Here is a 26,963-nt window from a genome sequence, read left to right on the forward strand (position 1 = left end):
ACCGACGGCCAGCTCGCCATCCTCGCGATCGTCCATACCTCACGGCAATGGCCACCGATTGACCGAGACTAATAGGACCGTCCGCTCTACGCGCCGAGAGCATCAAGCCGCCAGTGTTGGCTTAAACGCTGGATCTCTGTCAGCCGGAGCGCGCCGCATCCGCAAAGAAATCGGCTTGGGCGAGCCTACGGGCAACCAAGATGCCGACCAGCAGAGACGCCACGAAGATCGCGGCGGAGGCGTGACCGAGGCCAATTGCCGGGATGGAGGCCCCCGGGCAGAAACCAGCAATGCCCCAGCCGATGCCGAAGACGGCGGAACCGCCGATCAGCTTCGCATCGATGGCGCTTGCCTTCGGCAGGTGGAAGGTCTCGTCGAAGATCGGCTTTTGGCGGCTGCGGAAGAGCAGCGCGTAGCCGGGGCCGGCCACGGAAAGCGCGCCGGCCATGACGAAAGCGAGGCTCGGATCGAAACTGCCGGCGAAATCGAAGAAGTTCAGAACCTTGGCAGGGTTCGCCATGCCGGAGAGGACAATCCCTGTGCCGAAGAGCGCGCCGATCAGGAAAACGAGGAGGAAAGGCATCAGATCGCCCCTGCGAAGACATGGCGGATGAGGAAGACGGTTGCGATGGCAAAGGCCATGAAGGTGACAGTCGCGGCAATCGAGCGGCGCGACAGGCGGGCCATGCCGCAGATGCCATGGCCGGAGGTGCAGCCGGAGCCGAAGGTGACCCCGATGCCGGCGACCAGGCCGCCGATGATCAGGGCGGTTGTCGAGACGGGCACCGAATACTCGACCTCGTAACCGCTGAATGACAGGGCGAGCGGCGCGAGGATCGCACCGGCCAGAAAGGCTGCCTTCCAGGACCAGTCCCGCCCCAGCGGCGGCAGGATGCCGCCGATGATGGCGGTCATGCCGGCAATCCGGCCCCAGGTCAGCATCAGGAGAAGCGCCGAAAGCCCGATCAGCAGGCCACCGGCAAAGGACGTAAGGGGGGTGAATTCGGTCAAGACAGGCTCCAGCGTCACCCGCGACGTCACGGGCTCGAATTACATATGCCCACTCATATGTGACGCGAGACCGCACGGCAACTCACGTCGCCGACAAACCCCGAGTGTTCAGAAGGCGATGGCCTCGTCCAGGGGGCCGATGGGCTTGACGCCTGACAGCAGCGCCCTCGCCTCCTCCGCATCCTTGCGGATTTGGGCCACAAGCGGATCGAGGCCGTCGAACTTCCACTCGTCACGCAGGAAGCCGAAGAGCGACACGGAGCCGATTTCGCCATAGAGATCGCCGGAGAAATCGAAGATGAAAGTTTCGAGCCAGGGATCGCCATTGGTGGTGACCGTCGGTCGGTAACCGAAGCTTGCGACGCCATCGCGGATGATGCCATCGGGGCGACGGAAGCGGACGGCATAGATGCCGGGGCGGAGCGTCGCTTCGGGTGGCAGATGCATGTTGGCAGTGGGAAAGCCCAGCGTCCGACCGAGCTGCTTGCCCTTCATCACCTCGGCTTCGACAGTGTAGCGATAGCCAAGAAGCCCGGCCGCCTGCGCGACGTCGCCTTCAGCGATCAGGCCACGAATGCGGCTCGACGAAATGACTTCTCCCCCCTCGTCGCGGAAGGCATCCACGAGGCTCACGCCAAAGCCGTGCCGGCTGCCGGCCTGCATCAGGAAAGCCGGGCCGCCCTGCCTGCCCTTGCCGAAATGGAAGTCAAAGCCGGTGACCACTTCGCGGGCCCCCAGCCAGTCGCGCAGGATCGTCTCGACGAAATCCTCTGCCGAGCGCTGCGAGAACTCCCGGTCGAAGGGATATTCGATGACGGAATGGAAGCCCATGGCTTCCAGAATGCGTGCCCTGAGCGAGGGCGGGGTCAGGCGGAAAACCGGGTTCTCGGGATTAAAAACGGTACGCGGATGGGGCTCGAAGGTCAGCACGAGTGCGGGTACCCCAAGCGCTTCGGCCCGCTCCAACGCCCGGTTCAGCACCGCCTGATGACCGCGATGCACACCATCGAAATTGCCGATGGCGACCACACCGCCGCGCAGTTTTGCGGGCAGCGGTTCCCTCTTTTCGTTGCGGTGAAAAACGGTCATCGCAGGTCTCGCCTCATGCCAGCCTGTGCATCCAGTATTGCGGGGCGACCTTTTCCCGCTCGAGGAAGAGCTTCAGCCTTGCCTCGTCCGTCACGTTGTTGGTCGCGTAGTCGGCGGCGTGGATGCCACCGGAAATGTAGAGCAGATCAAGGCCGGCATCGACGGCGCCCTTGACGTCGGTCGGCATGCCGTCGCCGATGGCCAGCACACGCGCCTTGTCGAAGTCGCCGCGCGCCTCACGGGCGGCGGCGAGCGTCGCCTCGTAGATTGGCGTGTGCGGCTTGCCGGCGATACGTGTTTCACCACCAAGGGCGGTGTAGAAGGCCGCCACCGCGCCGGCGCAGGGGATGATGCGGTGGCCGCGCTCGACGACCAGATCCGGATTGGCGCAGATCAGCGGCACCTTGCGGGCCACAAACTCGGTCAGCATGTAGCGATAGTCTTCCGGCTGCTCGGTCTCGTCGTCGAAGAAGCCGGTGCAGACGACGCAGTCGGCCTCCTCCTTCGAGACGACCTCGACATCGAGACCATCGAACAGCGGCAGGTCGCGCTCTGGGCCGAGCAGGAAGACCTTCCTCGGGCCGGCGGCAATCAGGGTGCGCGTCACGTCGCCGGAGGTGACGATCCGGTCATAGGCGCTGTCGGGAACGCCGATGGCGCGCAGCTGCGGGATGACGCCGATCGCGGGGCGCGGCGAGTTTGTGATCAGCACAACCGTCAGGCCCTTTTCGCGGGCTGCGGTCAGCGCCTCACCGGCGAGCGGGAAGGCATCAATGCCGTTGTGCAGGACACCCCAGACATCGCAGAGAATGACGTCGTAAGCGTCGGTCACGTCGCCAAGGGTGGAAATGCTGCGGGTCATCGTCTGTCCTGACTGCTGATGTGAGACCGGTGACATGGCAAAGGACGGGCGGCAAGGCAAGGGGGAAGCGTGCCGGAGGCCGAAAATGCCGCGACCTCTCCTTCCGTGTCAGAGCAGGAAATGCGCGGCCAAGCCAAGCGCTCCGGAAACCAGAAGCGTCTTGCCGATGCCAAGGTGGAAGCGGAAGATCATTACGGCAGCCAGGACGGCGATGACGGATGCCTGCCAGTCTAAGGTCGACCAGACGGGGTGCGGCACCGACAGCGTGAGGAGCCCGAAACTGGCAATCGTGGCCGGCTCCACCTGCCTGAAGATCACATGCAGCGCAAACCAGACAGCCAGATTGAGGATCACGCCGACAACGGCGGCGGTGATGGCGGACAGTGCCGCACTCAGGAGCCTATTGCCGCGCAGCCGCTCGATATAGGGGGCGCCGGCGAAGATCCAGATGAAGCTCGGGATGAAGGTGGCCCAGGCGGCGATGACGCCCCCGAGGAGGCCGCCGAGCAACGGATCAAGCGCCCCGCTCTGCCGGAAGCCGGCGAGGAAGCCGACATAAGAGAGAACCAGGACCAGCGGTCCCGGCGTCGTTTCGGCGAGCGCCAGACCATCGAGCATTTCGCCGGGTTTTAGCCAGGCGTAGTGATCGACGGCGACCTGGGCGACATAGGCGAGCACGGCATAGGCGCCGCCAAAGGTGACGAGCGCCATCTTCGAGAAGAAGCTCTGGATTTCCGGCAAAGCCGTCTCCGGCAGCAGGAGCCAGAGGAGCGGAAGAGGCGCGAGCCAAACCGCGATCCAGAAGAGGAGTGCCGCAAGCTGTCGGAGGAAGGGAGGACGGGCCGTTGCCTCTAGCACAACCACGACGGCGGCGTTGGACGTTGACACCTTAGCGTGAAGAAGACCAATCAGCGCGGCGGTCAGAACGACCAGGGGGAATGGGATCGAGAACAGGAACAGGGCGAAGAAGGCGGTAGCGGCCAGCCAGCGGTGGAAAGCCGTCTTCAGGGCCCGCTTGCCGATGCGGATGACGGCTTCAACGACAATCGCCAATACTGCAGCCTTCAGTCCGAAGAACAGGCCGGCGACAAGGCTCGTGTCCTGGTAGAGCGCATAAAGCGTGGAAAGACCAAGGATGACTGCAAGGCCGGGGAGAACGAAGAGAAGGCCTGCGACAATGCCGCCGCGCACGCCATGCAGGAGCCAGCCGATATAGGTCGCGAGTTGCTGCGCCTCCGGGCCGGGCAGCAGCATGCAGTAGTTCAGGGCATGGAGATAACGGTCCTCATCGATCCAGCGCTTTTCCTCGACGCAGATCTTGTGCATCAGCGCGATCTGTGCGGCCGGACCACCGAAGGAGAGGCAGCCGATGCGAGCAAAGGCGGATACGAGTTCCGAGACTGTTGGAGCTGCAGGGCGATCGATCGGAATCTGGGAATCGTGAATGTCGGTGGGCTTCGCCGGCATGCACCCTTCCTTTTTTCAAACGCGCGCTTGACTCGTCACGAGGCTATTCTTATCTCAGCGTCGCTGGCACTCCCCAAGGGAGAGTGCTAACAAATTCCGATGTGGTCCCGTCCGGGATCGCGAATGTCATTTGATCGAGGGATTAGACAATGGCAAGCACCAATTTCCGTCCTCTGCACGATCGCGTTGTCGTCAAGCGCGTCGAGTCCGAAGAAAAGACCAAGGGCGGCATCATCATTCCCGACACCGCCAAGGAAAAGCCGGCTGAAGGCGAAGTCATCGCCGTTGGCCCGGGCGCCCGCGACGAAAGCGGCAAGCAGGTTGCCCTCGACGTCAAGGTCGGCGACCGCGTTCTGTTCGGCAAGTGGTCCGGCACCGAGGTCAAGCTCGACGGCGTTGACCTGCTGATCATGAAGGAAGCCGACATCATGGGCATCATCGGCTGATTTCAGCCGGATACCCGACTTCCTTTTTAACCAATTCACCAATGGGCTAGACGCCCGGGAGTTTTGAACATGGCTGCTAAAGAAATCAAGTTTGGCCGCACCGCGCGCGAAAAGATGCTGCATGGCGTCGACATCCTCGCTGACGCCGTGAAGGTTACCCTCGGCCCGAAGGGTCGTAACGTCATCATCGACAAGTCCTTCGGCGCTCCGCGCATCACCAAGGACGGTGTATCGGTCGCCAAGGAAATCGAACTGGAAGACAAGTTCGAAAACATGGGCGCCCAGATGGTCCGCGAAGTTGCTTCGAAGACCAACGACATCGCCGGTGACGGCACCACCACTGCAACCGTTCTTGCCCAGGCCATCGTTCGCGAAGGCGCCAAGGCTGTTGCTGCCGGCATGAACCCGATGGACCTGAAGCGCGGTATCGACCTCGCCGTTTCGGAAGTCGTCAAGGATCTGCAGGCCAAGGCCAAGAAGATCTCCACCTCGGCTGAAGTTGCCCAGGTCGGCACGATCTCGGCAAACGGCGACACGCAGGTCGGTAACGACATCGCTGAAGCCATGCAGAAGGTTGGCAACGAAGGCGTCATCACCGTCGAGGAAGCCAAGACCGCCGAGACCGAACTCGAAGTCGTTGAAGGCATGCAGTTCGACCGCGGCTACCTGTCGCCGTACTTCGTGACGAACCCGGAAAAGATGGTCGCTGACCTCGAAGACGCGTTCATTCTCCTCCACGAGAAGAAGCTCTCGAACCTCCAGGCCATGCTGCCGGTTCTCGAAGCCGTCGTTCAGACCGGCAAGCCGCTCGTCATCATCGCTGAAGACGTCGAAGGCGAAGCTCTTGCAACGCTCGTCGTCAACAAGCTGCGTGGCGGCCTGAAGATCGCGGCCGTCAAGGCTCCGGGCTTCGGCGATCGCCGCAAGGCCATGCTGGAAGACATCGCCATCCTCTCGGGCGGCACTGTCATCTCGGAAGATCTCGGCATCAAGCTCGAGTCGGTCACCCTCGACATGCTCGGCCGCGCCAAGAAGGTCTCGATCACCAAGGAAAACACCACCATCGTTGATGGCGCCGGTGCAAAGTCCGACATCGAAGGCCGCGTTGCCCAGATCAAGGCCCAGATCGAAGAAACCACCTCCGACTACGACCGCGAGAAGCTCCAGGAGCGTCTGGCCAAGCTCGCCGGTGGCGTTGCCGTCATCCGCGTCGGCGGCTCGACCGAAATCGAAGTCAAGGAGCGCAAGGACCGCATCGATGACGCTCTGAACGCGACCCGCGCGGCCGTTCAGGAAGGCATCGTACCGGGCGGTGGTACCGCTCTCCTGCGTTCTTCCACGAAGATCACCGTGAAGGGCGTCAACGACGACCAGGAAGCCGGCATCAACATCGTTCGCCGCGCCCTGCAGTCGCTGGTTCGCCAGATCGCCACCAATGCCGGTGACGAAGCTTCGATCATCGTCGGCAAGATCCTCGACAAGAACGAAGAAAACTACGGCTACAACGCCCAGACCGGCGAATTCGGCGACATGATCGCCATGGGTATCGTCGATCCGGTCAAGGTTGTCCGCACTGCCCTGCAGAATGCAGCTTCGGTTGCTTCGCTGCTGATCACCACCGAAGCCATGATCGCCGAACTTCCGAAGAAGGAAGCTGCTGGCGGCATGCCGGGCGGCATGGGCGGTATGGGCGGCATGGACATGATGTAAGACCTTCGGGTCTTACCATCAGGTCCATTGGAGCCGCCCATCACCTAGAGTGGTTCAGCGCGTCAAGCGCGCTGAACTGGCGGCATGGACATGATGTAAGACCTTCGGGTCTTACCATCAGGTCCATCAAAGCCGCCCATCACCTAGAGTGGTTCAGCGCGTCAAGCGCGCTGAACTGGCAGCATGGACATGATGTAAGACTGATCGGGTCCGACATCTGAGCCATCCGGTTCATTTCTTAAAGGGCGACCTCCGGGTCGCCCTTTTTGCATGTGGCGATGCAGTTTCGAAGACGTTTGCAACATATGGTAGCTGAAGTCGTCCCGCTGACTGTCATTTTAATTTATTCTAATATTAAGTATACTTCACTTATCCTGTCATTCTGTCCCGGATTGAAACGGAAACCGTTTTCATCAGAAATAAATCGTGGTATCCAGTTCGTTAATTCCGGCGCCATCAGCGTGTTAATCTTCGACTTTCTTGTGGGGGACAGTCGAGAGCCGGGCGGTAACACTAGTACTGCCGTGGTGCGCATTGCTGTGGCCGGAACACTATGCGGCGATAGGTTTGTCCTGATCGGTCGGTCCGTCGACTGACCGACCTGGTTTCAAAGGCTGTGCTTTCTCGATCAGGAGCGGGTGGCACAGTGATCGTTGTCGTGTGTTTCGAGTGCCGGGAGCCTGATGGACGGATGATCGTTCCGATGGGGGCACCGGCCTGACACGCCGGGATGGGGGTGGCCTCAGGGCAAATTTGCCCGGGCCGATGGAATATGGGCCGGTTCTGGCTATCGACTTGGGGAACGCCTTGTTCAAAATTGCGAATGCGGATCTTGCGACCACCTTCAGGGTGAGCGAACAGGATGGAGACGGTCTGGCAGGGCAGAACGCCTGCCGATTCGGCCTGTCCGAAGACTGGACAGGCGACCTGACAAACGGGCTCCTGAAGCTTGGTGACCGTGCACGATCACTGCACGGTCTGAGCAGCCATGAATGTGGTCTGCTCACGGTGATGCGCTGCTATGATCCCGCCGATCGGGCACATATCTTGCGGCTGTTCGAACAGGCGGCCACACAGCCATCCCGGTTCTGCTACTCGACGACCATCGTCTCGAGCACATCTCACCGCCAACCCGTCTTCTGCATCGGCGAATCCTCTGCCTTTGAAGGCAGTGGCGGCGGCATGGTCGGGCTCTTTATCTTCCCCCGGTTCCAGCTGCCGACAACGGTGTCCGTGACGCCGTCCTAAAATTTCCGGTGCGCGCGTCACTGGGCCTTGGTGCCGAGGGTGCGCTAACACCCTCGGCGCACCTGTGGTCAGACGCGAGCGGGAATACCTAGTCCTTTCTGGCTTGCCGGACGGGCTTCAGCCCGGGCCCACCAGTCAAGAACCCGAGGAAAATCTGCGAGGCCCAGATCGGCCTCGCCGTCGTAGAAGACCTTAAGGCAACGCACCCAGGGCCAGGTGGCGATATCGGCGATCGTGTAGTCTTCGCCTGTCAGCCAAGGCCCCTTTTCAAGCTGTGCCTCAAGCACGCCGAGCAGTCGGCGGCTTTCGTCGCGGTAGCGCTGGGCCGGATAGGGATTGTTCTCCACCTTGTCGGCTGCGAATTTGTGGAAATGGCCGTACTGGCCGAACATCGGACCGACACCGCCCATCTGGAACATCAGCCACTGCAGGACCGCGTAGCGTGCAGCGCCCTCCTTCGGCAGGAGCTTGCCGGTCTTGTCGGCGAGATAGATCAGGATCGCGCCAGACTCGAAGATGCCGATCGGCTTGCCATCCGGGCCATTCGGGTCGATCAGCGCAGGAATACGACCGTTCGGATTGAGCGAGACGAATTCGGGGCTCTTCTGGGCATTGGTGCCGAAATCGACGAGATGCGGCTCGTAGGCAAGCCCGAGTTCTTCCAGGGCGATCGAGACTTTGACGCCGTTCGGCGTCGGCAGGGAATAGAGCTGGATGAGATCGGGATTGGTGGCCGGCCATTTGGCGGTGATGGGAAATGCGGAGAGATCTGCCATGGAAAGCTCCTTTGCTCGGCGGACTTTTTCGTAGGTAGGAAGCGAGCCCGTCGGCGGGAAGAGGAATGCAGCGAACAAGAGCGGATCAGTCGTTTCCTTTTTGTGAACGAACAGTCAAAAACTGTTAACCTATCCCTGCGACAAAAAAGCATGCATCTAGGCGGCAGTTACTGGAACCGCCAAGGCTGGGGGTTTCAGGGTCAACGCTCAACGGAGTTCCCCCCTTATGTCCGCCACCAATAACGGTCTTCTCGTTCTCGTTCGTATCCTCCTCTCCTTCATGTTCATCATGTCGGGCTTCGGCAAGCTGGCCGACCCGGCCGGCACCGCAGGCATGATCTCCGGCGCTGGCCTGCCCGCCGCCGATCTGCTCGCCTATGCCGCCGGCCTCTATGAGCTGGTTGCCGGTCTCTTCATCCTCGTCGGCTTCCAGACCAAGATCACCGCCTGGACCGTTGCTCTGTTCTGCGTCTTCACCGGTCTCGTCTTCCACACCGGCACCGTTGCCATCGAAGGCTGGCCGGAAGGTGCGCTCGGCTGGATCAACACGCTGAACCAGATCATGGTCATGAAGAACATCACGATGGCCGGCGGCTATATCGCTCTCGCCATCACCGGCGCCGGCGCCTACTCGATCGACGCACGTCGCTCGGCTGCCTGATATCCCTGCCTCACAAGGCAAAAGGAAACCCGCTGGAGAGATCCGGCGGGTTTTTTTGTGTTTCTTGCTGACTATCGTCGTGGGGTTACCCCCCTCTGCCCTGCCGGGCATCTCCCCCACACGGGTGGAGAGCGGATGGGGGCGGCGCCGCGCACTCCCTCTCCTCTCCCCACCTGTGGGGGAGATGTCACGAAGTGACAGAGGGGGGCAACACACACACACAAAGGCTGCTGGCGAGTTGCTCCTTAAAGCGCGCCGCGCACGGCCTCGATGATCCGGCCGATCATCGCATTGCCCTCATGCTCCTGCTTCCGTGCCCTGACAAGGCAGGCCTCGGAGCGAAGAATAACGCCGTCCGAGAGGACCTTAAGGTGGTTGGCGCGCAGCGTCGAGCCGGTGGAGGTGATGTCGACGATGATATCGGCCTGGCCGGCAGCGGGGGCCCCTTCGGTGGCTCCCAGACTTTCGACGATGCGATAAAGCTGAATGCCGTGGCTTCCCGAAAAATGCTGTTGCGTCAGGCGCCAGTATTTGGTGGCGATCGCCAGACGCCGGCCATGGCGGGTGCGGAATTCGGCCGCGACATCGCCGAGATCGGCCATGGTGTCGACGTCGTACCAGATTTCAGGCACGGCGACGACGACATCGGCATGGCCGAAGCCGAGGCGAGCTGCGATCTCGACGCGGGCGTCGGCTTCCGCCAAACCCTCGCGGATCAGGTCTTCGCCGGTGACGCCGAAATCGACCGTGCCATTGCCGATCTCGCGCGAGATTTCGGAAGCCGAAAGATAGGCGATCTCGACATCGTCGAAGCCTTCGACACGGCCGCGATAGGAGCGGTCATTGCCGACGGCGACGATCTTCATGCCGGCACGCTCGAAGATGGCGGAAGCATCGTCTTTCATGCGCCCCTTGGAGGGCAGACCGATGGTGATGGTCATGACGCACTCCTTTCCGTCTCGATGCGATCCAGCCACAGCGAGAAGCCGACGGCGGGGATATGACTTTCTGCACCAAGCAGGGTCAGCAGCCGGTCGAAACGACCGCCACCGGCGAGCACGGCGGGTTTGCCTTCCACGGCCACTTCGAAGACGAGGCCGGTGTAATAATCCAGCGGACGGCCGAAGGCGGCGCGGTAGGTGATGCGGGTGAGATCCGTGCCGATATTCGCAAGGGCTGCCACGCGTTCATCGAAGCGGCTGAGTGCTGGTCCGAGCTTGAGGTCGGCGGCATCGGCAAAGCCGGCGAGTGCCGCCGACGCATCGCCAAGCGGCAGTTCGAGCGAGAGGAATTCGCGCAGCAAGAGGAGGGCCGCACCATCGAGGCGGGTCTCGGAGAGTTCCAGCTTTTCCTTGAGGCGGCGGGCGATCTCGGCCGGGGTGCGGCTCGCATTGGTGAGATAGCCGGTTTCCTGCATGGTCGCATCGATATGGGCGATCAGGGCCTCCTGGTCACCCTTTGCCAGCAGGTCCGAAACCTCCGGCGCCAGACCCGGCACCGGCGTCGGCGTCGCGAGCGTGCGCAGGAGCTGGTCGATCTGGACGGGATTGCCGAAGGCCTGGATCAGGCGCTTCTGCCAGCCGGCGGGCAGGCCGAGCGCCTTGACGACGGCTTCGAAGACGGCCTGATCGCCGAGCGTGACGGTGAGCGGCTTTGTCGGCAGCAGGCGCGTGAGGATCGCCACGCTGTCTGAAATCGCGCGGGCATCCGAGGCGGCGACCGCGATATCACCGAGATCCTCGATGCCGGCCTGGTAGAACTCCTGCGGGCCTTCGCGGCGCTGACGGAAGACTTCGCCGAGATAGGCGTAACGCTTCGGCGTGCCGGTCGCGGTTTCGATGTGGCGCAGGCAGACGGGAATGGTGAATTCGGGGCGCAGGCAGAGGCTTTCGCCGCGCTCGTTTTCGGTGAGGAAGATGCGGCGACGCAGGTCTTCGCCCGCCATATCGAGAAAAGGGGCTGCCGGCTGGATCACGGGTGTATCGACGCGGGTCGTGCCGCGCGATGTGAATTCCTGCAGGATGGTGCCGGCGAAATCCGGCATGTCGGTCAGGGGCATGGAATTGAACCTGGAATGTGTTGATACCCCCCTCTGCCCTGACGGGCATCTCCCCCACAAGGGGGGAGAGCGGGTTGGGGCCAGCCCCTCGCGCTGCCGCCACTCTCCCCCCCTGTGGGGGAGATGTCACGAAGTGACAGAGGGGGGTAACCGCCAGCTCTGACATCAGACACCGCAAACGGGGCCCTCAGCATCAGCGACATGCGCCGACCGGCCCCCTCCCCCTTGTGGGGAGGGTTGGGTAGGGGAAAAGCCACCCGCTCAGACATCAATCACCTTTCGCCCGTCGACGATCTTCCGCCTGATGCTCAAGGATCTCCTTGACCTTGGCGACCAAATCCGCCTCGGCTACGACTTCCTGGGCGACGCGGGCTTCGCGCCATTCGGCATTGTCGGTGATCTCGCCGGAGAGGCGCTTGCCCTCGATCAGGTCCTTGATCTGGACGACACCTTGCGCGCGCTCGTCGCCGCCCTGGATGATGGCGATGGGGGCACCGCGGCGGTCGGCATATTTCAGCTGGTTACCGAACTTCTTCCAGTTGCCCTGGTACATTTCGGCGCGAATGCCTTCGGCGCGCAGCTGTTGCGTAAAGCGCTGGTAGCGGCCCATGCTCTCGACATCGCCATCCATGACGGTGACGAGGACCGGGCCCAGCACCTCATCCTGACCGAGCTTGCCGAGGTTCTTCAAGGCCGTCATCAGGCGCGAGACGCCGATCGAGAAGCCCGTGGCCGGGACCGGCTGGCCCATGAAGCGCGAGACGAGACCATCGTAACGGCCACCACCGCCGACCGAGCCGAAGACGACCTTTTCGCCCTTCTCGTTGGTGACGTCGAAGGTGAGTTCGGCTTCGTAGACGGGGCCGGTGTAGTATTCGAGGCCACGGACGACGGAGGGGTCGATCTTGATGCGCGTGGCATCGTAACCGGCGCCGGCGACGAGCGCGCCGATCATGTTCAGCTCCTCGACGCCCTCTTCGCCCTTGGATGTTCCGGCGACGAGAGCGGCCAGTTCGGCTGCGCTTTCGGCATAGGACTTAATGCCGACGAAGAAGAGGACTTTGGCGATCTGATCTTCGTTCAGCCCCGCGCCCTTGGTAAAGTCGCCGCTCTCATCCTTTCGACCTGCGCCCAGCAGCAGCCTAACGCCCTCAGGTCCAAACTTGTCGAGCTTGTCGATGGCGCGCAGGACGCCGAGGCGCCGTCCGGCATTCTCCTCGCCGCCGACGCCGATCGCCTCCATCACGCCGTCCAAAACCTTGCGGTTGTTGACGCGGATCACATAGTCGCCGCGCTTGATGCCGAGGGCTTCCAGCGTGTCAGCCATCATCATGCACATTTCGGCGTCGGACTGGACGCCGGGTGCGCCGACGGTGTCGGCATCGAACTGCATGAACTGGCGGAAGCGGCCAGGACCCGGCTTCTCGTTGCGGAAGACGTAGCCGGCGCGATAGGTGCGGAAGGGCAGCTGGATTTCCTGGAAATTCTCCGCAACATGACGCGCCATCGGAGCGGTCAGGTCATAGCGCAACGACATCCACTGTTCGTCATCGTCCTGCAGCGAGAAGACGCCCTCGTTCGGGCGGTCGCTGTCGGGCAGGAACTTGCCCAGCGCATCGGTGTATTCGAAAAGCGGCGTTTCGATCGGGTCGAAGCCGTAGCGCTCATAGACCTCGCGGATGGTCTCCATCATCTGGTTGGCGGCGCGAATGTCGGCGGCCTCGCGATCGACGAAGCCGCGCGGCAGGCGGGCCTTCAGCTTCTGGGGCTTCTTGTTCTTATCGCTCATGATGACAACCGGAATTTTCGTTTCAAAAAGGTGCCGGTGTCTTAGAGGATCAAGGATTTGGCGGCAAGGGCGAAGGCGGGCGGGGACGAGGCCCGATGCTGGAAAATGGGCGGTGGCGGTGGTATATTCCGGCGCGAAACCAGAGGTTGGACCAATGAACAAGCGCGTCACGCTCGAGATGCCGGAAGAAATGCACCAGTTGATCGTTGAATACGCCTCGGAAGCCGGCGCGGAGCCGGATGATTATCTGCGTCAGATGATCCAGCGCGAGCTTCAAAACCTGCAAGATTTGGCTGCCGCCGATGAGGCCATGAAGCGTATTCAGAGCGGCGAGGACAAAGTTGTCAGCTCCGAGGAGTTCTGGTGTGGCCTGGACGATTGAGTATCGTCAGCCCGTTCAGAAAACGATCAAGAAACTCGACCCCGTCATCCAGCGCCGCATCAAGCAGTTTCTTGAAGAACGCCTTGCTACCCACGACAACCCCCGAAGCCTCGGCGATCCGCTTCACGGCAGCAAGCTTGGTGCCTATTGGCGCTACACAGTTGGCGATTACCGCATCATCTGCGATATCCAGGACCAAAAGCTCGTCGTCCTCGTGGTCGAGATCGGCCATCGCAGCTCCGTCTATCGGTAAGACATGATCCTTGAAGCCCTCAATTATGCCGCGACATGGCCGCTGACCTCGGCTGCGCATCGCCCGTTCATCCGCTCCTCCGTCAATCTCTGGGCGCGGGCCAATCGCTGTTCAGCCGACTGGGCGGACCATGAGCGACGGACCAAGGCCGCAATTCTCGGGGCGGCCGAAGCCTGCCGACAGCGGCGGACGGTGGTGGTGCTGGGATCGGGGCTCTTGCGCGACGTGCCGATCTTCGAGCTTTCGCGGCTCTTCGATACGGTGGTGCTGGTCGATCTCGTGCATCTGGCCAGCGTGCGGGGCTGGCTGAAGCTCAAGGGCCTGAAGAATGTGCGCCTGATCGAGCGGGACCTTTCGGGAATAGATGCTCTGCTTGCCGGCGAGGTTTTGGAGCCGCTCGCGTTTCTCCGGCAGGTGCCCTATCTCGATTTCGTGGCCTCGGCCAATCTGCTCTCGCAGATCGGCATCGGGGTCGCGTGGCGCCTCGGTGGGCAGCCAGCGGAGGACGACAGGATGCGCCAGGTGATCGCAGCGCATATTGAAGGACTGGCGCAGCTGCCGGCGAAGACCTGCCTTGTCACCGATGTCAGCTATGCGGTCATAGACCGTAACGGCCTCAAGCAAGGGACCCAGGACCTGATGCACGGCGTCGATCTCGGGCGATCTTTCGCTCATTGGGACTGGCCGGTGATCCCCTTCGGTGAAGAGAGCCGGGACTATCGCATCGTGCATCACGTCATTGCCCGCTGAGACATCACTCTCGCTTCGGATGCCTTGCTTTCGTCTGAATGACGGCCCATTTTCAGGGCATGAGATCGATCGCCCGCCTCTTGCTGCTTGTCGCAGCGCTTGCCTACGGCGCCATGCCCATGACCGGCATGTCGGCCATGGCGATGCCTGTGGCGCATGCGATGGAGGTGAGCGGCGATGCGGAGATGCCCGTCTCGGCCAGCGAGGTGGCGGTCGACAGCGACTGTCCGCATTCGGTACCGTCAGCGATCGCCGCCGACGCTAGTGGCAGCACCGATCAACCTGCCACACCCTTGAAGTCGGCCTGGCATTGTGCGGCCTGTCTTACCCTGCCTGCAGATCCGGTTCTTGCCGAGAGTGGCAAACCGGCACGCGCCGCTGAGGCTCCTGCGCGTCTCCCAAGGCTTGTCTCGCAGATGACGGCGCCGCTGACGCCCCCTCCCCGCGCCTGATCGGATGAAACGCGCACAGCCCGTTAGCTGCGCAATTCCATCTTCAGATCAGCACAGGAGACTTCAATGCTGAAGACCCTATTCGTTGCGGCGTCGCTTGCGACCGCGCTTTTCACGTCGGTTGTCCTTGCGCAGGACAACACCATGCATCAGGGGCATGATATGTCCACGATGGACCACGGCATGATGCATGACAGCCCGTCGTCCAAGGCCTTTCAGGAGGCCAATGCCAAGATGCACAAGGACATGGCCGTGCCGCTCACCGGCAATGCGGATGCCGACTTCGTCCGCGGCATGATCCCGCACCATCAGGGCGCCATCGACATGGCGAAGATCGTGCTCGAACACGGCAAGGATCCCGAGATCCGCAAGCTCGCGGAAGAGGTGATCAAGGCCCAGGAGGGCGAGATCGCCATGATGAAGGCGTGGCTGGCCAAGAACGGCCAGTAAGCTCGGTCGAAACCCGAAACTGCAATGGCGCTCACGGGCGCCATTGCTTTGCCCGAGAGAGGGATTAGTCTCACGCTCCCTGATCGATAAGGAGGCGTCATGTCCAACCGCCCTGTCTCCGTCATCGGCTTCGATGCCGACGACACGCTCTGGCAGAACGAGCAGTATTACAAACTGACGGAAGGCCATTTCCGCAGCCTGCTCACCGACTATGCCGAGGGCGATCATGTCTCCGAGCGCCTCTTAAAAGCGGAGAAGCGCAACCTTGCCCATTATGGCTTCGGCATCAAAGGTTTTACCCTCTCGATGATCGAGACGGCGCTGGAGATCACCGAGGGTCGGGCGCCCTCCTCCGTGATCAGTGAAATCCTGGCCATCGGACGCGATCTCCTGAGCCACCCGGTCGAATGCCTGCCGCATGCCCGCGAGGCACTGGACTCACTGGCCGGCAAATTTTTCCTCGTGCTGATTACCAAGGGAGATCTCTTCGACCAGGAGCGTAAGCTGGCGCAATCCGGGCTTGGCGACTATTTCGACGCGGTCGAGATCGTCTCCGACAAGACAGCCACCACCTATCGGCGCATCTTCGGCAAGCATGGCGAGGGACCGGAGCGATCGATGATGATCGGCAATTCGCTGAAATCCGATGTCGTGCCGGCAATCGCGGCTGGCGCCTGGGGCGTGTTCGTGCCGCATGAACTGACCTGGGTGCTGGAGCATGTCGAAAAACCCGAGGAGGCGCCCCGCTTCCGCGAGATCCCGGATCTCGGGCATGTGCCTGACCTCGTCGCCAACCTGCAGCCCTGAGGCCCTCATGCGATCCTTCGACCAGATCTATGCACTCGCCGTCGCTCGAAAGGGCGAAGACGGTGTTCTGGAGAGCCTGCGGCATCCAAAATCGCGGGTTGAGATCGCGGCCATGCCGGATGACCGTTTCCTCGCGCTGATGACGAAATGCATCTTCCAGTCCGGCTTCAACTGGAAGGTCGTCGAGGCCATGTGGCCGGGGTTCGAGGCCGCATTTCACGGCTTCGACATCGCACGCTGCGCGATGCTGCATGACGAGGATTTCGGCCGTCTCGTTTCTGATACGCGGATCGTGCGGCATGGGCCAAAAATCCGAGCGGTGCAGGAGAATGCCGTCTTTCTATCCGGTCTGGCACGCGACCATGGAACAGCAGCCGCTTTCTTCGCCAGCTGGCCGACGGAGAATTATGTCGGGCTGCTCGATCTTCTGCAGAAGAAGGGTTCGCGGCTTGGCGGCAATACGGGGCAGTATTTCCTGCGCTTTGCCGGTATCGACAGCTTCATCCTCTCGCAAAGCGTGGTGAACCGTCTGATCGCCGAGGGCATGGTCGGAAAAGTACCGACATCGGCGAAAGACAAAACAGCCGTGCAGGCGGCGTTCAACAAGTGGCGCGGACAGTCCGGCCGTTCCCTGACCGAGATCAGCCGGATCCTTGCCATCAGCATCGACTGAGGCTCACGGGCGCACGAGCCTAGCCCTCAACTCTTCCGTGGTCCCCCGGCAACAGCAACCCTCGATGTGGTCGTTGACCAGGCCCATGGCCTGCATGAAGGCATAGACGGTGGTCGGACCGACAAAGGTCCAGCCGCGCTTCTTCAGGTCCTTCGACAGGCGGATCGAGGTCGGCGAGGTTGGATTGGCCTTGAGGGTGGCATAATCCATGCGCGGCGGGCGCTCGACGGCGTCGGGTTCGTAACTCCAGAAGTAACGAGACAGCGAGCCGAATTCCGTTTTCAGATCCACCGCGCGGCGGGCGTTGTTGACGGTCGAGACGATCTTGCCGCGATGGCGGATGATGCCGGCGTCCGCCAGGCAGCGGGCGATATCCTCGTCACCGAAACGTGCGACTTGATGAAAATCGAAGCCGGCAAAGGCGGCGCGGAAGTTTTCACGCTTCCTGAGGATTGTCAGCCAGGACAGGCCCGATTGAAACCCTTCGAGGCAGATCTTCTCGAAGAGCCTGACATCGTCAGTCACAGGCCGGCCCCATTCCTCGTCATGGTAGCGACGATAGTCTTCAAGGCCGCCATGCCAGAAGCAACGGTCGAGACCGTCGTCTCCCCGGATCAGGCCTTCTGCGATCGTCTCCATGCGATTCCCTCCCGCCATTGAGGGCGTTTACCATTTGTTCACGATTTTTCCAAACCGGGCGCTAACCCTTCCGAAAGGTTTACGGACCGGATCGCATTTTCATGAATGCGTCTTTACCAAATGGCGGGCTCCGCTCTGGCACCTTCAGGGGGAATTGGTGGCATGTCGTGCCGCCGCATCCGGTCCTTAAGTTCATGAGTTGTCCGATGTCCAAGCGTTCCCTGTTTCTGGCCTTGCTGACCAGCCTCTCGATTGCCCTGCCCGTTCACGCCAACGACCGCTATCGCAGCCGCCCGCCCGTCATGGTAAGCCCAGACCTGCAGGCGTCGTGGGTGATGCAGCTCGGCGGCGTTCCCGCACAGACGCGCGGCTATACAACGCCGCAGCGGATGCGACAGGCCATCCCGGCGGGCCGGCAGCGCGTGGTGCAGCCGCAGCAGGTGCTTCGCGAGCAACCCTTACTCCGCCAGCAGCCGGTGCAGCAGCGCCGCGTTGTGCAGCAGCGGCGCGTGCTCTTCCCGCAACAGCCAGCGGCCCAGCCGGTGGCGATGCGGCCTGAAAAACCCGTTCGCACGCAGATCGAACCGAAATTCCTGCCACAGATGGTCGAGTACCAGACAAAGCAGAAGCCCGGCACGATCGTTATCGATACCCGCGAGCGCTTCCTCTATCTGGTCATGGCAGACGGCATGGCGAAACGTTATGGTGTCGGGGTCGGCAAACCGGGCTTCGAATGGGCCGGCACTCACAAGGTGACGGACAAGCGCGAATGGCCGGATTGGCGCCCGCCGCAGGAGATGATCGCGCGCGAGGCGGCCAAGGGGCATTTCCTGCCTGCCCATATGCCGGGCGGCCCGGAAAATCCGCTGGGTGCCCGCGCCCTCTATCTCGGCTCGACGCTTTACCGCATCCACGGAACGAACGCGCCGTGGTCGATCGGCAACGGCGTATCCTCGGGCTGCATCCGCATGCGTAATGAAGATGTCATCGACCTCTATGAGCGGGTGAAGGTCGGAACGAAGGTGATTGTGATCTGAGGCGCTTCTCAGATCACACAGACTCGATTAGCTCTTGCTTTGAAGGGCGAAGCAGTTAGGCTTGAAGCCCTGCAAATCAGGGGGATTGCTAATGCTCAACACGACTTTCCGCAAGGCGGCGGTGGCGGTGATCGCGCTCACGCTCGCCTTGCCGGCGCCCGCCAGCGCCATCAGCCTCAACCGCATCCAGACGACCAGCGACGTGACGCTCGTTGCGCAGCAGCGCAAGGAAGTGCCTGAGAAGTTCAAGCGCAAGGTCGTGCGGCTGACCACCGATGAAAAGCCGGGCACGATCATCATCGATACCAACAACAAGTTCCTTTACTATGTCGAAGGCAACAACCGCGCGACCCGCTACGGGGTGGGCGTCGGTCGTGAAGGCTTCGGCTGGTCGGGCGTGGTGAAGATCGGCCGCAAGGCGGAATGGCCGGAATGGCGTCCGCCGGCAGAGATGCGCCGCCGCGAAGCCGCCAAGGGCCATATCCTGCCGGTCGTGCAGGAAGGCGGTCCGGACAATCCGCTTGGTGCGCGCGCCATGTATCTCTACAAGGGCGGTCGTGACACCATCTTCCGCATCCACGGCACCAACCAGCCCTGGACGATCGGCCTTAACATGTCCTCGGGCTGCATCCGCATGATGAACAAGGATGTCGAGCACCTCTACGAGCGCGCCGATATCGGCACCAAGGTGATCGTCATCGGTCCGGGCAACCGCCAGGGCGACGTCTCCTTCGACGACAAGGGTGTTGACATCCTGCGCACGATTTTCGGCGGATGAAGCGAAAGATCCGTTTTTAGAGGCAGACGGTCGCATCCGAAATGGGGCGGCCGTCTTTCATTCCAGGGTTCAGTTCGCTCAGCGCTTCACGTCGCAAAAGATGTCCCCCTGATGCGTGAGGATCGGCTCGCCACCAACGGCGCTGCCCATCTTCAGCTTGACTACCTTCAGGTCGTAGCGCCCGCTAAAGCGCTTTGCGGTACTCGAACTGCGATCGGTGATCATCGCCATGGACACGCGATAGAGGGGTTCCCTCTCCGGCGCAAAGGCGTGGATGCTGAAGCGCAGATCGCGCTCATCGATCCAGTATTGCTTCAGCATTTTCGAGGTGATCTGAAACCGCTGGAAGCCTGACGGGACAGCCTTATCCTTCACGCCAGCCATGCCGCGGAAATGGACGATCCTCTCCTGATCCTTGTTGCTGAAGCCGCTTTCCAGGGACATGTCGATCACAGCGTCGGATGTGGCGCAGTAGATGCGCTCGATCGCTGCCGCCGATGTCACCGACGAACACATGAACATGCAGGCGACTGCCAAAATCTTCTTTGCCATGATGGCCTCCCGGGATGCCCCATCCCGGGACAATTATTACAGCAATCGCTTAACAATTCGCTCAGGCTGACGCGCGGCGATCGAGCGCCCTGGGTCGCGGACCACCATAGGCCCAATTCAGAAGCTCGACCGTATGCACCACCGGAATGCCGGTGGCGGAGCCGATCTGGGTCATGCAGCCGATATTGCCGGCGGCGATGATATCGGGCTTCGTGGCCTCGATGTTCCTGACCTTGCGGGCCTTAAGCCGCGCGGAGATTTCCGGCTGCATGATGTTGTAGGTGCCGGCGGAGCCGCAGCAGAGATGGCCTTCCGGCGGGTCCTTGACCGTGAAACCGGCCGACTTCAAGAGCAGTTTCGGCGCCATCGTCACCTTCTGGCCGTGCTGCAGGGAGCAGGCGGAGTGATAGGCGACGGTCAGGCCCTTGGTCTCCGAGATCGGCAGGTCGAGGGTGGAGAGATATTCGGTGACGTCCTTCGCCAGCGCCGAAACGCGCGCCGCCTTTTCGGCATAGGCGGGGTCGAGGCGCAGCATGTGGCCGTAATCCTTGATCGTGGTGCCGCAGCCCGAAGTCGTGACGATGATTGCGTCGAGGCCGCCCTCTTCGATGGCACGGGTCCAGACATCGACATTGCGGCGGGCACTTTCGAGCGCCTGTTCCTCACGCCCCATGTGGTGGACGAGCGCGCCGCAGCAGCCTTCGCCCTGCGGTACGACAACCTCGACGCCCAAGCGGGTCAGAAGCGAGATCGCCGCTTCGTTGATGCCGGGGTCGAGGATAGGCTGGGCGCAGCCTGTGAGGATCGCGACGCGGCCTCGGCGGGCAACTGACGCAGCATGGGTGGCGGGTTTGGCGTAGTCCGAGGGTGGCGGCACCCTGGAGGGGGCAAGCCTGAGCATGGCAGCCATCGGCTTCAAGGCCTTCACCTGGTCGAAAAGGCCGGCAAAGGGCCGCCCAAGAGCCGCGAGTTTGAGCGCCAGGCGGAAGCGGCCGGGATAGGGCAGGACCATCGCCAGCATGTTGCGCGTCAGCCGGTTCGCGACCGGCCGCTTATAGGTCTTTTCGATATGGGTGCGGGCGTGGTCGACCAGATGCATGTAGTCGACGCCGGAAGGACAGGTCGTGGTGCAGGCCAGACAGGAGAGACAGCGGTCGATATGGGTGACGACCTGCTCATCCGCCGGACGGCCGTTTTCCAGCATGTCCTTGATCAAGTAGATCCGCCCGCGCGGGCTGTCGAGCTCGTTGCCGAGCGTCACATAGGTGGGACAGGTGGCGGTGCAGAAGCCGCAATGCACGCATTTGCGCAGGATGCTCTCGGCTTCCGCGACATGGGGATCGGCGAGCTGTTCGGCGGTGAAATTGGTCTGCACGCATTTCCTCCCCTGGAGCGGCCCACCTGGCCGCTCCTGTGACTTCAATTCAGATCCACCAGTTGGTGGGGCGGGCGATCGGTTCGCCGGCCGAGGCCTTCTGCAGACCGATGACGCAGCGGACGACGATCCAGATGGCGACGCCGAAGATCAGTACGACGCCGATGGCCACAAGCATCAGGATAGAGGCGATCAGCGCGTAGAGCAGACCGATCCAGAAAGTGCGGATGGCGTAGGTGTAATGCGTATCGACCCAGGCCGCGCTCTTGCCGCGGTTCACATAGGCCATGATCAGCCCGACGATGCCGGTGAGGCCGACAACGAAGCTCACGAGATAAAGGACGTAGACCACCTGGACATTCATACGCCCAGGCGAGAACCAGCCCTCGCCTCCCGAGGTCGCGGGCGGCTGGTATTGTGGATCAGTCATGGCAAAGCTCCTTGCATCATCAGACCGGGATTGAAGATCCGGTGTGGATCGAGTTTTGCCCTGACTCGGTCTGAAAGCAAAGCGACGGCCGGCGATTGCGGTTCAAAGGCAGAGAGTTCGGCGCGCACCAGCGGTGCGGCCCTGACAAGCGTCGCGTGGCCGCCGCCAAGGGTGCGAATGCCATGGCGCAAGACGTCGGCTTCGGGATCGGCCTCCATGCGCATCCAGACGAGCCCGCCCTGCCAGTCGTAATAGGCATCGATGCCGGCGCGCAGCCGCAAGCCGGCGACGAGCTTCCAGGCTTCCGACGGTGCCATGGACACACGCCAGAGCGGGCGCGCCGTGCCATCGGCATAGGGCAGGACGTCACGGATTTCACGCCAGAGGGTTTTCGAATCCGCATCATCGAGGCGGCTGACCGGTCCAAAGCCTGCCATGGCCGCCGTCAGCTTTTCGGCACGCACGGCAACGGAGGCCTCCAGGCCTTCGAGGCGCATGACGGTGGCTACGCCATCTGCAAGCTTTCCACCGATGAAACGGCCGCGCACGCTTTCCGGCAGGTGGGCCGCGCCGGAGACTTCGACGGAGAGCGACATGGCGGCGGCGAGAGCCTTCATCGCCTGCTCGTCCTCAAGGCCGGAGAGAACAAGGGTGGTGGAGGTTTTCGGCACCGGCAGAACCTTGAAGGTGACTTCGGTGAGGAAACCCAGCGTGCCGTGAGACCCGGCGAGCAGCTTGACGAGATCGAGCCCGGTGACGTTCTTCATCACCTTGCCGCCGGCCTTCACGACATCGCCTGCGCCATTGACGAAGCGGACACCGAGCAGATGGTCACGGGCAGCGCCCGCCATGAAGCGGCGCGGACCGGAGCTGTTGACGGCAAAGAGCCCGCCGATGGTGGGTGTGCCCGAAGTGCCCATGGCGCCGCGATGGTCGACGGGTTCGAAGGCCATGCCTTGGCCGTTTGCAGCCAGTGCTGCCTCGATCTCGGCAACGGGGGTGCCTGCGCGGGCGGTGATGACCATTTCAGCGGGGTTGTATTCGACAATGCCGGTGAGGCCCGCGGAGGAGAGTGTGGCCTCAGCAGCAACCGGATTGCCGAAGCCCGCCCGGGTGCCACCGCCACGGATCTTGAGCGGGGTTTTGCTGGCAGCGTGCTCGCGGATGATCTTGGCGGCTTCGATTTCGGTCGAGGGGGTCAGCATGGGGTGGATTCCGAAGCTATTGAAAAGCCCCTCATCCGCCTGCCGGCACCTTCTCCCCGTAAACGGGGAGAAGGCCGGGTGCGGTGACGTCTCCGTCCCCTCTCCCCGCCTGCGGGGAGAGGGTCAGGGTGAGGGGCGAATTTGTACTGAGAACGATCCATCATCCCCTGCCCTCCAGTGGAAAGACCTTGGAGGGATTGAGGATCCAATCCGGATCGAAAGCCGAACGCACGGCCATTTGCTGGTCAAGATCGACCTGGGTGAACTGGTGCAGCATCAGGTCGCGTTTCTCGATACCCACGCCATGTTCGCCGGTGAGGCAGCCGCCAGCATCGACACAGAGCTTGAGGATCTCCATGCCGGCGGCTTCCGCCCTTGCGGCATCTTCCGGGTCGTTGATGTTGTAAAGGATCAGCGGGTGCATGTTGCCGTCGCCGGCGTGGAAGACATTGGCGACGCGCAACCCGTAGCGGTCGATGATCTCGGAGGTCTTGCGCAGGACATAAGCGAGCTGGCTGAGCGGCACGGTGCCATCCATGCAAATGTAATCGGCGATGCGACCGGTGGCGCCGAAGGCGGATTTGCGGCCTTTCCAGATGAGGGCGGCCTCAGTTGCCGACTGGCTTTCGCGCACGGTCTTCACCCCGTGGCGTTTGGCGATCTCGACGATCGAGGCCAGCATGGCGTCCATCTCGGCCTCGGAGCCCTCGACCTCGACGATCAGTAGCGCTTCGACATCAAGCGGATAGCCGGCCTTGGCGAAGGCCTCGCAGATCTCGATGGCGGGCTTGTCCATGAATTCGATGGCAACCGGAATGATGCCGGCGCCGATGACATCGGCCACGCAGGAGCCGGCGGCTTCCGCGCTGTCGAAGCCGAAGAGCACGGGGCGCGCGCCCTCGGGCTTGGCCAGCAGGCGGACGGTCGCCTCCGTAACCACGCCGAGCTGGCCCTCGGAGCCGCAGACGAGGCCGAGCAGATCGTAGCCCTCGGCATCGAGATGTTTGCCGCCGAGATCGACCACCGTGCCATCGACGAGGACCATTTTCACGCCGAGCAGGTTGTTGGTGGTGACACCGTATTTCAGACAGTGAGCGCCGCCGGAATTCATCGCGATGTTGCCGCCGATGGTGCAGGCGAGCTGGGAGCTCGGATCAGGGGCGTAGAAATAGCCATCGGCGCCGACGGCATCGGAGATGGCGAGGTTGGTGACACCAGCTTGAACGGTGGCGGTACGGTTCGGATAGTCGATGTCGAGGATGCGCGTCATGGCGGAGAGGCCGAGAACGACGGCATCTTCCTGCGGGATTGCGCCGCCCGACAGCGACGTGCCGGCGCCGCGCGGGACGACGGGGATGCCATAGCGGTGGCAGTATTTCATCACGGCCGCGACCTGGGCTGTGGTCTCGGGCAGGACGACGGCGAGCGGGCGGCGGCGATAGGCGATGAAGCCATCGGTTTCGAAGGGCACCAGCGCTGTGTCTTCGGCGACGAGGCGGCCAGCGGGCACCAGCTCCTTCAGGTCGGCCAGGATCTCGGCGCGGCGCGACAGGACTTGTGCTCTCGGCGGCAGAAAGGCGATTGCCTCGCTCATGATGGTATCCTCCCCATGTGCCGCGATCCTAGCGGCAGGACGCTCGCCACTCAACTGGTCTAGTTTTCTTACCACTAGGACTTTCGCAGGGCAAATGCTATGCACTTATGACCAAATCGGAAAAAGTAGCAGCCACTCATGACCAATCTCAGTGATCTCGAAGTCTTCGTCCGCGTCATCGCTGCCGGCAGCATGTCGACGGCGGCGCGCGACCTGGGGCTTTCGCCTGCCGTCGTCTCCAAGCGCATCAAGCGGCTCGAGGACAAGCTCGGCACACGGCTTCTGCAGCGCACGACGCGGCAGATCTCGCTGACGGAGGCCGGCCAGGGGTTTCACGAGCGGGTGCTGACGGTGCTCGGCGGACTGGAAGAAGCGGAAGCCTTTGCCTCGGGCCGCTCGTCGGAGGTCAACGGCACGCTGAAGATTTCGGCATCGACCTCGTTCGGCCGCATGCATGTCGCGCCGCACCTGAAGCCCTTCATGGAGGCGCATCCGGATCTGGCGATCCATCTGGTGCTGTCAGACGAGTTCACCGACATCGTTGGCGGCGGCTTCGATCTCGCGATCCGCATTGCCGAACTCAACGATTCCTCGCTGGTCGCACGCCGGCTTGCCCCGGTGCGCCGCGTGCTCTGTGCATCGCCTGACTATCTCGCCGAACACGGGACTCCTGAGACACTCGACGACCTGAAAAGGCACCGCTGCCTGCCGGCGCATAACCACGAATCCTGGCGGCTGGAGGGTCCGGGCGGTCCGGTCACGCTCCGACCGGAGGGTATGCTGATCACCAATTCCAGCGAGGTGATCCGTGAGGCTGTGATCGCCGGCCTCGGCATTGCGCTGCGCTCCACCTGGGATGTCGGAACCGAATTGAAGAGCGGCAAACTCGTGCAGGTGCTGCCGCAGTATGAAAGCTCGCGCAATGTGGCGCTGTCGGCCGTCTATCCGAGCCGCCAGTTCTTACCCGCCAAGGTGCGGCTTTTCATCGACTATCTGGCGGAGTTGTATGGGCCGGTGCCCTATTGGGAGCGTTAGGACTGCGCCGAAAGCCCACCCGGTACCGAGCTCCAGAAGCCATATTTCTTCGAATGATTGCGCCTTAGCTCCGCGAGAAAGGCGGCGTGGGTCGAGAGGCCATGGCCTTCCGGCAGGTTCGGCATGAGGCGCGCGATTTCGCCGACGTAACGCCCGGCATGGGGATAGGCCATGCCGATGCCACGCCGCAGGATATCTTCGACCAGCACACGGTAAAGCACGACAGCGGCCAATGGCTCTTTGGCGGCAAGCGCTTCGGCGGCGGGGGCGAGGTCGTCATAGTGACGGCCTTCCCAATCGTGGCTGTGGCGCAGGACATGGGCGGCAGCGAGATCCAGGCGCGGCCAGGCGAGGAAAAAATCGAGGGCGAGATAGATGTCCTCGTGCTCCTTCGCCAGCGCCAAGGCACGGTCGAGTTCATCGAACTCGGCGAAATCGTCGAGCTTCGAAAGATAAAGTTTCAGTACGGATGGATCCAGAGTCTCGGCAAACTCGCGCCAGCGCAGTTCCTGGGCATCCTCGCGACGCTTGAGCCTTTCGAGGATTTCGGCCTCCAGCAGGCGGCGTTCATGGGCGCCGTAGTCCGGACCGACGGAGGCGAGCACGCCGTTGACCGGGATGAGACGCACGCCGCGCGGGCGCTCACGCACCCATTCGAGCGCGTCCTCGAAACGGCCGGCCTGATGCAGCATGCTGGCCACGGCCAGCGTGTCGCGACGATTGTCGGGCTTCTGGCGTTCGAGCGCGAGAAAGTCGTCGATATCGCCCTGATGCAAAGCAAGCGATTGCAGGAGATCCAGCGCGCCGAGCTTCAAGGGTTCTGACGGGACGACCTCCGCCAGCACCTTGCGCCATGCCGTCGCAGCCGGGCTTGAGACAACGCCGGTGAGGGCTCGCAGCAAACCGGTGTGCTCGCCGTAGCGGTCGCGCAGACGGAGACGCTCGAGATGCGGCACGAGCAGCGGCTGTTCCTCGGCGCCGACGATCCTGATGAGCTCGATTGCGGCAAGCTCCGTGTCCTCGAAGACCTTCCAGAGGCGGGCATTGTCGGTTGCCATGCGGGCCGAAACGGGGAAGCGCAGGCCCAGGAAACGCAGGATTCGCTCAGCCGCAGCCTGGGGATCGGCAGCGCCGAGTTCGGAGAGGATATTGCGGGCAAGCGCTGCGAATTCACCGGCAAGATCACGGGCGCGGGCCCGGTTGATGCGCGTCGTGGCCTGATCGATCGCGTCGAGGCGCTTGTCGATCAGGCGGGCCATCTCATCCGGGCCGGTTTCGCCGGCCAGCGCCGTTTGCAGTCTGGCCTTCAACGCCTTGTTGGCGGCAGCCTCCTCAAGAAGGATATCGACCAGTTTCTCGAGCCCGAGGCCTGACAGCCCCTTCTTGTCGAGTTTAGCCTTGGTCTGCTTCGCCATTCTGCCCGTTACCCATTT

General features: G+C 62.4%; 30 protein-coding genes. 14 read left to right on the forward strand and 16 right to left on the reverse strand.

Going from position 1 to position 26,963, the window contains the following annotated elements; genetic code table 11:
• Positions 1-139: 139 nt before the first annotated feature.
• The 5 genes from H6M51_RS09370 to chrA form a co-directional block, all read right to left on the reverse strand.
• Positions 140-583: a DUF6691 family protein gene (locus H6M51_RS09370; RefSeq protein ID WP_185809590.1), complete on the reverse strand. Its 444-nt coding sequence runs from the start codon at positions 581-583 to the stop codon at positions 140-142.
• Positions 583-1,011 (reverse strand): YeeE/YedE family protein, encoded by a 429-nt coding sequence (locus H6M51_RS09375; protein ID WP_185809591.1) that lies wholly within the window; start codon positions 1,009-1,011, stop codon positions 583-585. The genes H6M51_RS09370 and H6M51_RS09375 overlap by 1 nt, the downstream gene beginning before the upstream one ends.
• Before the next feature lie 108 nt (positions 1,012-1,119).
• Positions 1,120-2,100: a bifunctional riboflavin kinase/FAD synthetase gene (locus H6M51_RS09380; protein WP_162548160.1), complete on the reverse strand. Its 981-nt coding sequence runs from the start codon at positions 2,098-2,100 to the stop codon at positions 1,120-1,122.
• A gap of 13 nt (positions 2,101-2,113) precedes the next feature.
• Positions 2,114-2,962: a TIGR01459 family HAD-type hydrolase gene (locus H6M51_RS09385; RefSeq protein ID WP_185809592.1), complete on the reverse strand. Its 849-nt coding sequence runs from the start codon at positions 2,960-2,962 to the stop codon at positions 2,114-2,116.
• 108 nt (positions 2,963-3,070) lie between these two features.
• A complete protein-coding gene (gene chrA, locus H6M51_RS09390; protein ID WP_185809593.1) occupies positions 3,071-4,429 on the reverse strand; it encodes a chromate efflux transporter in 1,359 nt (452 codons plus the stop codon).
• Positions 4,430-4,578: 149 nt separating this feature from the next.
• Between chrA and groES the strand changes: the two genes are divergently transcribed.
• The 3 genes from groES (at position 4,579) to H6M51_RS09405 (ending at position 7,833) form a co-directional block, all read left to right on the forward strand.
• On the forward strand, positions 4,579-4,875 hold the full coding sequence (gene groES / locus H6M51_RS09395; protein WP_062276043.1) for a co-chaperone GroES: 297 nt from the start codon (positions 4,579-4,581) through the stop codon (positions 4,873-4,875).
• 69 nt (positions 4,876-4,944) lie between these two features.
• Positions 4,945-6,585 carry a chaperonin GroEL gene (gene groL, locus H6M51_RS09400; protein ID WP_185809594.1) on the forward strand — a complete coding sequence of 547 codons (1,641 nt, stop codon included), beginning with the start codon at positions 4,945-4,947 and terminating at the stop codon, positions 6,583-6,585.
• Between the two features lie 807 nt (positions 6,586-7,392).
• A complete protein-coding gene (locus H6M51_RS09405; protein WP_185809595.1) occupies positions 7,393-7,833 on the forward strand; it encodes a hypothetical protein in 441 nt (146 codons plus the stop codon).
• A gap of 68 nt (positions 7,834-7,901) precedes the next feature.
• Here the strand turns inward: H6M51_RS09405 and H6M51_RS09410 are convergent, their stop codons facing one another.
• Positions 7,902-8,609: a glutathione binding-like protein gene (locus tag H6M51_RS09410; protein ID WP_185809596.1), complete on the reverse strand. Its 708-nt coding sequence runs from the start codon at positions 8,607-8,609 to the stop codon at positions 7,902-7,904.
• 226 nt (positions 8,610-8,835) lie between these two features.
• Here H6M51_RS09410 and H6M51_RS09415 point away from each other — a divergent pair, with 226 nt between their 5' ends.
• On the forward strand, positions 8,836-9,270 hold the full coding sequence (locus tag H6M51_RS09415) for a DoxX family protein (protein ID WP_162548153.1): 435 nt from the start codon (positions 8,836-8,838) through the stop codon (positions 9,268-9,270).
• Between the two features lie 245 nt (positions 9,271-9,515).
• Here H6M51_RS09415 and hisG read toward each other — a convergent pair whose 3' ends face one another.
• From hisG to hisS, 3 genes are all read right to left on the reverse strand, one after another.
• The gene (gene hisG / locus H6M51_RS09420; protein WP_185809597.1) at positions 9,516-10,211 is read right to left on the reverse strand and encodes an ATP phosphoribosyltransferase; all 696 of its coding nucleotides are present in this window, start codon (positions 10,209-10,211) and stop codon (positions 9,516-9,518) included.
• Complete coding sequence (locus H6M51_RS09425) at positions 10,208-11,329, reverse strand: ATP phosphoribosyltransferase regulatory subunit (RefSeq protein WP_185809598.1); 1,122 nt, start codon at positions 11,327-11,329, stop codon at positions 10,208-10,210. Before H6M51_RS09425 ends, hisG begins: the two co-directional genes overlap by 4 nt.
• A 268-nt stretch (positions 11,330-11,597) precedes the next feature.
• Complete coding sequence (gene hisS / locus H6M51_RS09430) at positions 11,598-13,118, reverse strand: histidine--tRNA ligase (protein WP_185809599.1); 1,521 nt, start codon at positions 13,116-13,118, stop codon at positions 11,598-11,600.
• A 154-nt stretch (positions 13,119-13,272) separates the two neighbouring features.
• Between hisS and H6M51_RS09435 the strand changes: the two genes are divergently transcribed.
• From H6M51_RS09435 to H6M51_RS09465, 7 genes are all read left to right on the forward strand, one after another.
• Entirely contained in the window at positions 13,273-13,500 is a 228-nt protein-coding gene (locus H6M51_RS09435; RefSeq protein ID WP_185809600.1) for a DUF6290 family protein, read from the forward strand.
• Positions 13,484-13,753, forward strand: a complete 270-nt coding sequence (locus tag H6M51_RS09440; RefSeq protein ID WP_185809601.1) for a type II toxin-antitoxin system RelE/ParE family toxin — start codon at positions 13,484-13,486, stop codon at positions 13,751-13,753. The genes H6M51_RS09435 and H6M51_RS09440 overlap by 17 nt, the downstream gene beginning before the upstream one ends.
• A 3-nt stretch (positions 13,754-13,756) precedes the next feature.
• Positions 13,757-14,503, forward strand: a complete 747-nt coding sequence (locus tag H6M51_RS09445; protein ID WP_185809602.1) for a hypothetical protein — start codon at positions 13,757-13,759, stop codon at positions 14,501-14,503.
• Positions 14,504-14,562: 59 nt separating this feature from the next.
• On the forward strand, positions 14,563-14,955 hold the full coding sequence (locus H6M51_RS09450; RefSeq protein ID WP_185809603.1) for a hypothetical protein: 393 nt from the start codon (positions 14,563-14,565) through the stop codon (positions 14,953-14,955).
• A 66-nt stretch (positions 14,956-15,021) separates the two neighbouring features.
• Complete coding sequence (locus tag H6M51_RS09455; protein WP_185809604.1) at positions 15,022-15,405, forward strand: DUF305 domain-containing protein; 384 nt, start codon at positions 15,022-15,024, stop codon at positions 15,403-15,405.
• 99 nt (positions 15,406-15,504) lie between these two features.
• Entirely contained in the window at positions 15,505-16,212 is a 708-nt protein-coding gene (locus H6M51_RS09460; protein ID WP_185809605.1) for an HAD family hydrolase, read from the forward strand.
• Positions 16,213-16,219: 7 nt separating this feature from the next.
• Complete coding sequence (locus tag H6M51_RS09465) at positions 16,220-16,885, forward strand: DNA-3-methyladenine glycosylase I (RefSeq protein ID WP_185809606.1); 666 nt, start codon at positions 16,220-16,222, stop codon at positions 16,883-16,885.
• 3 nt (positions 16,886-16,888) lie between these two features.
• On the opposite strand, the gene H6M51_RS09470 is transcribed toward H6M51_RS09465, so the two are convergent.
• Positions 16,889-17,524 carry a DNA-3-methyladenine glycosylase I gene (locus tag H6M51_RS09470; RefSeq protein ID WP_185809607.1) on the reverse strand — a complete coding sequence of 212 codons (636 nt, stop codon included), beginning with the start codon at positions 17,522-17,524 and terminating at the stop codon, positions 16,889-16,891.
• Positions 17,525-17,730: 206 nt separating this feature from the next.
• On the opposite strand from H6M51_RS09470, the gene H6M51_RS09475 reads away from it, so the two are divergent.
• Together H6M51_RS09475 and H6M51_RS09480 are read left to right on the forward strand one after the other, a co-directional pair.
• The gene (locus tag H6M51_RS09475) at positions 17,731-18,561 is read left to right on the forward strand and encodes a L,D-transpeptidase (protein WP_185809608.1); all 831 of its coding nucleotides are present in this window, start codon (positions 17,731-17,733) and stop codon (positions 18,559-18,561) included.
• A 91-nt stretch (positions 18,562-18,652) separates the two neighbouring features.
• Positions 18,653-19,339 (forward strand): L,D-transpeptidase, encoded by a 687-nt coding sequence (locus H6M51_RS09480; RefSeq protein WP_185809609.1) that lies wholly within the window; start codon positions 18,653-18,655, stop codon positions 19,337-19,339.
• Positions 19,340-19,417: 78 nt separating this feature from the next.
• Here H6M51_RS09480 and H6M51_RS09485 read toward each other — a convergent pair whose 3' ends face one another.
• From H6M51_RS09485 to H6M51_RS09505, 5 genes are all read right to left on the reverse strand, one after another.
• Positions 19,418-19,891 (reverse strand): hypothetical protein, encoded by a 474-nt coding sequence (locus tag H6M51_RS09485; protein WP_162548141.1) that lies wholly within the window; start codon positions 19,889-19,891, stop codon positions 19,418-19,420.
• Positions 19,892-19,952: 61 nt separating this feature from the next.
• Positions 19,953-21,266, reverse strand: coding sequence for a glycolate oxidase subunit GlcF (glcF, locus tag H6M51_RS09490; protein ID WP_185809610.1), 1,314 nt, complete (start codon positions 21,264-21,266; stop codon positions 19,953-19,955).
• Positions 21,267-21,315: 49 nt separating this feature from the next.
• A complete protein-coding gene (locus tag H6M51_RS09495) occupies positions 21,316-21,696 on the reverse strand; it encodes a DUF4870 domain-containing protein (RefSeq protein ID WP_185809611.1) in 381 nt (126 codons plus the stop codon).
• Positions 21,693-22,901: a glycolate oxidase subunit GlcE gene (gene glcE / locus H6M51_RS09500; protein ID WP_185809612.1), complete on the reverse strand. Its 1,209-nt coding sequence runs from the start codon at positions 22,899-22,901 to the stop codon at positions 21,693-21,695. The genes H6M51_RS09495 and glcE overlap by 4 nt, the downstream gene beginning before the upstream one ends.
• Before the next feature lie 160 nt (positions 22,902-23,061).
• Entirely contained in the window at positions 23,062-24,495 is a 1,434-nt protein-coding gene (locus H6M51_RS09505) for an FAD-linked oxidase C-terminal domain-containing protein (protein WP_185809613.1), read from the reverse strand.
• Between the two features lie 138 nt (positions 24,496-24,633).
• Between H6M51_RS09505 and H6M51_RS09510 the strand changes: the two genes are divergently transcribed.
• Complete coding sequence (locus H6M51_RS09510; protein ID WP_185809614.1) at positions 24,634-25,530, forward strand: LysR family transcriptional regulator; 897 nt, start codon at positions 24,634-24,636, stop codon at positions 25,528-25,530.
• Here H6M51_RS09510 and H6M51_RS09515 read toward each other — a convergent pair.
• A complete protein-coding gene (locus H6M51_RS09515; protein ID WP_185809615.1) occupies positions 25,527-26,945 on the reverse strand; it encodes a DUF6880 family protein in 1,419 nt (472 codons plus the stop codon). The two genes, H6M51_RS09510 and H6M51_RS09515, sit on opposite strands and share 4 nt — an antisense overlap.
• Between the last annotated feature and the right edge of the window lie 18 nt (positions 26,946-26,963).

Source organism: Rhizobium sp. AQ_MP, from assembly GCF_014237835.1.
GTDB lineage: Bacteria > Pseudomonadota > Alphaproteobacteria > Rhizobiales > Rhizobiaceae > Allorhizobium.

Excerpts from the sequence above, each read along its gene's own strand:
- H6M51_RS09370 (WP_185809590.1), bottom strand. The coding sequence starts at position 583 with ATGCCTTTCCTCCTCGTTTTCCTGATCGGCGCGCTCTTCGGCACAGGG.
- H6M51_RS09380 (WP_162548160.1), bottom strand. The coding sequence starts at position 2,100 with ATGACCGTTTTTCACCGCAACGAAAAGAGGGAACCGCTGCCCGCAAAA.
- H6M51_RS09385 (WP_185809592.1), bottom strand. The coding sequence starts at position 2,962 with ATGACCCGCAGCATTTCCACCCTTGGCGACGTGACCGACGCTTACGAC.
- chrA (WP_185809593.1), bottom strand. The coding sequence starts at position 4,429 with ATGCCGGCGAAGCCCACCGACATTCACGATTCCCAGATTCCGATCGAT.
- groES (WP_062276043.1), top strand. The coding sequence starts at position 4,579 with ATGGCAAGCACCAATTTCCGTCCTCTGCACGATCGCGTTGTCGTCAAG.
- groL (WP_185809594.1), top strand. The coding sequence starts at position 4,945 with ATGGCTGCTAAAGAAATCAAGTTTGGCCGCACCGCGCGCGAAAAGATG.
- H6M51_RS09410 (WP_185809596.1), bottom strand. The coding sequence starts at position 8,609 with ATGGCAGATCTCTCCGCATTTCCCATCACCGCCAAATGGCCGGCCACC.
- H6M51_RS09415 (WP_162548153.1), top strand. The coding sequence starts at position 8,836 with ATGTCCGCCACCAATAACGGTCTTCTCGTTCTCGTTCGTATCCTCCTC.
- hisG (WP_185809597.1), bottom strand. The coding sequence starts at position 10,211 with ATGACCATCACCATCGGTCTGCCCTCCAAGGGGCGCATGAAAGACGAT.
- H6M51_RS09425 (WP_185809598.1), bottom strand. The coding sequence starts at position 11,329 with ATGCCCCTGACCGACATGCCGGATTTCGCCGGCACCATCCTGCAGGAA.
- hisS (WP_185809599.1), bottom strand. The coding sequence starts at position 13,118 with ATGAGCGATAAGAACAAGAAGCCCCAGAAGCTGAAGGCCCGCCTGCCG.
- H6M51_RS09435 (WP_185809600.1), top strand. The coding sequence starts at position 13,273 with ATGAACAAGCGCGTCACGCTCGAGATGCCGGAAGAAATGCACCAGTTG.
- H6M51_RS09445 (WP_185809602.1), top strand. The coding sequence starts at position 13,757 with ATGATCCTTGAAGCCCTCAATTATGCCGCGACATGGCCGCTGACCTCG.
- H6M51_RS09450 (WP_185809603.1), top strand. The coding sequence starts at position 14,563 with ATGAGATCGATCGCCCGCCTCTTGCTGCTTGTCGCAGCGCTTGCCTAC.
- H6M51_RS09455 (WP_185809604.1), top strand. The coding sequence starts at position 15,022 with ATGCTGAAGACCCTATTCGTTGCGGCGTCGCTTGCGACCGCGCTTTTC.
- H6M51_RS09460 (WP_185809605.1), top strand. The coding sequence starts at position 15,505 with ATGTCCAACCGCCCTGTCTCCGTCATCGGCTTCGATGCCGACGACACG.
- H6M51_RS09465 (WP_185809606.1), top strand. The coding sequence starts at position 16,220 with ATGCGATCCTTCGACCAGATCTATGCACTCGCCGTCGCTCGAAAGGGC.
- H6M51_RS09470 (WP_185809607.1), bottom strand. The coding sequence starts at position 17,524 with ATGGAGACGATCGCAGAAGGCCTGATCCGGGGAGACGACGGTCTCGAC.
- H6M51_RS09475 (WP_185809608.1), top strand. The coding sequence starts at position 17,731 with ATGTCCAAGCGTTCCCTGTTTCTGGCCTTGCTGACCAGCCTCTCGATT.
- H6M51_RS09480 (WP_185809609.1), top strand. The coding sequence starts at position 18,653 with ATGCTCAACACGACTTTCCGCAAGGCGGCGGTGGCGGTGATCGCGCTC.
- H6M51_RS09485 (WP_162548141.1), bottom strand. The coding sequence starts at position 19,891 with ATGGCAAAGAAGATTTTGGCAGTCGCCTGCATGTTCATGTGTTCGTCG.
- H6M51_RS09495 (WP_185809611.1), bottom strand. The coding sequence starts at position 21,696 with ATGACTGATCCACAATACCAGCCGCCCGCGACCTCGGGAGGCGAGGGC.
- glcE (WP_185809612.1), bottom strand. The coding sequence starts at position 22,901 with ATGCTGACCCCCTCGACCGAAATCGAAGCCGCCAAGATCATCCGCGAG.
- H6M51_RS09505 (WP_185809613.1), bottom strand. The coding sequence starts at position 24,495 with ATGAGCGAGGCAATCGCCTTTCTGCCGCCGAGAGCACAAGTCCTGTCG.
- H6M51_RS09510 (WP_185809614.1), top strand. The coding sequence starts at position 24,634 with ATGACCAATCTCAGTGATCTCGAAGTCTTCGTCCGCGTCATCGCTGCC.
- H6M51_RS09515 (WP_185809615.1), bottom strand. The coding sequence starts at position 26,945 with ATGGCGAAGCAGACCAAGGCTAAACTCGACAAGAAGGGGCTGTCAGGC.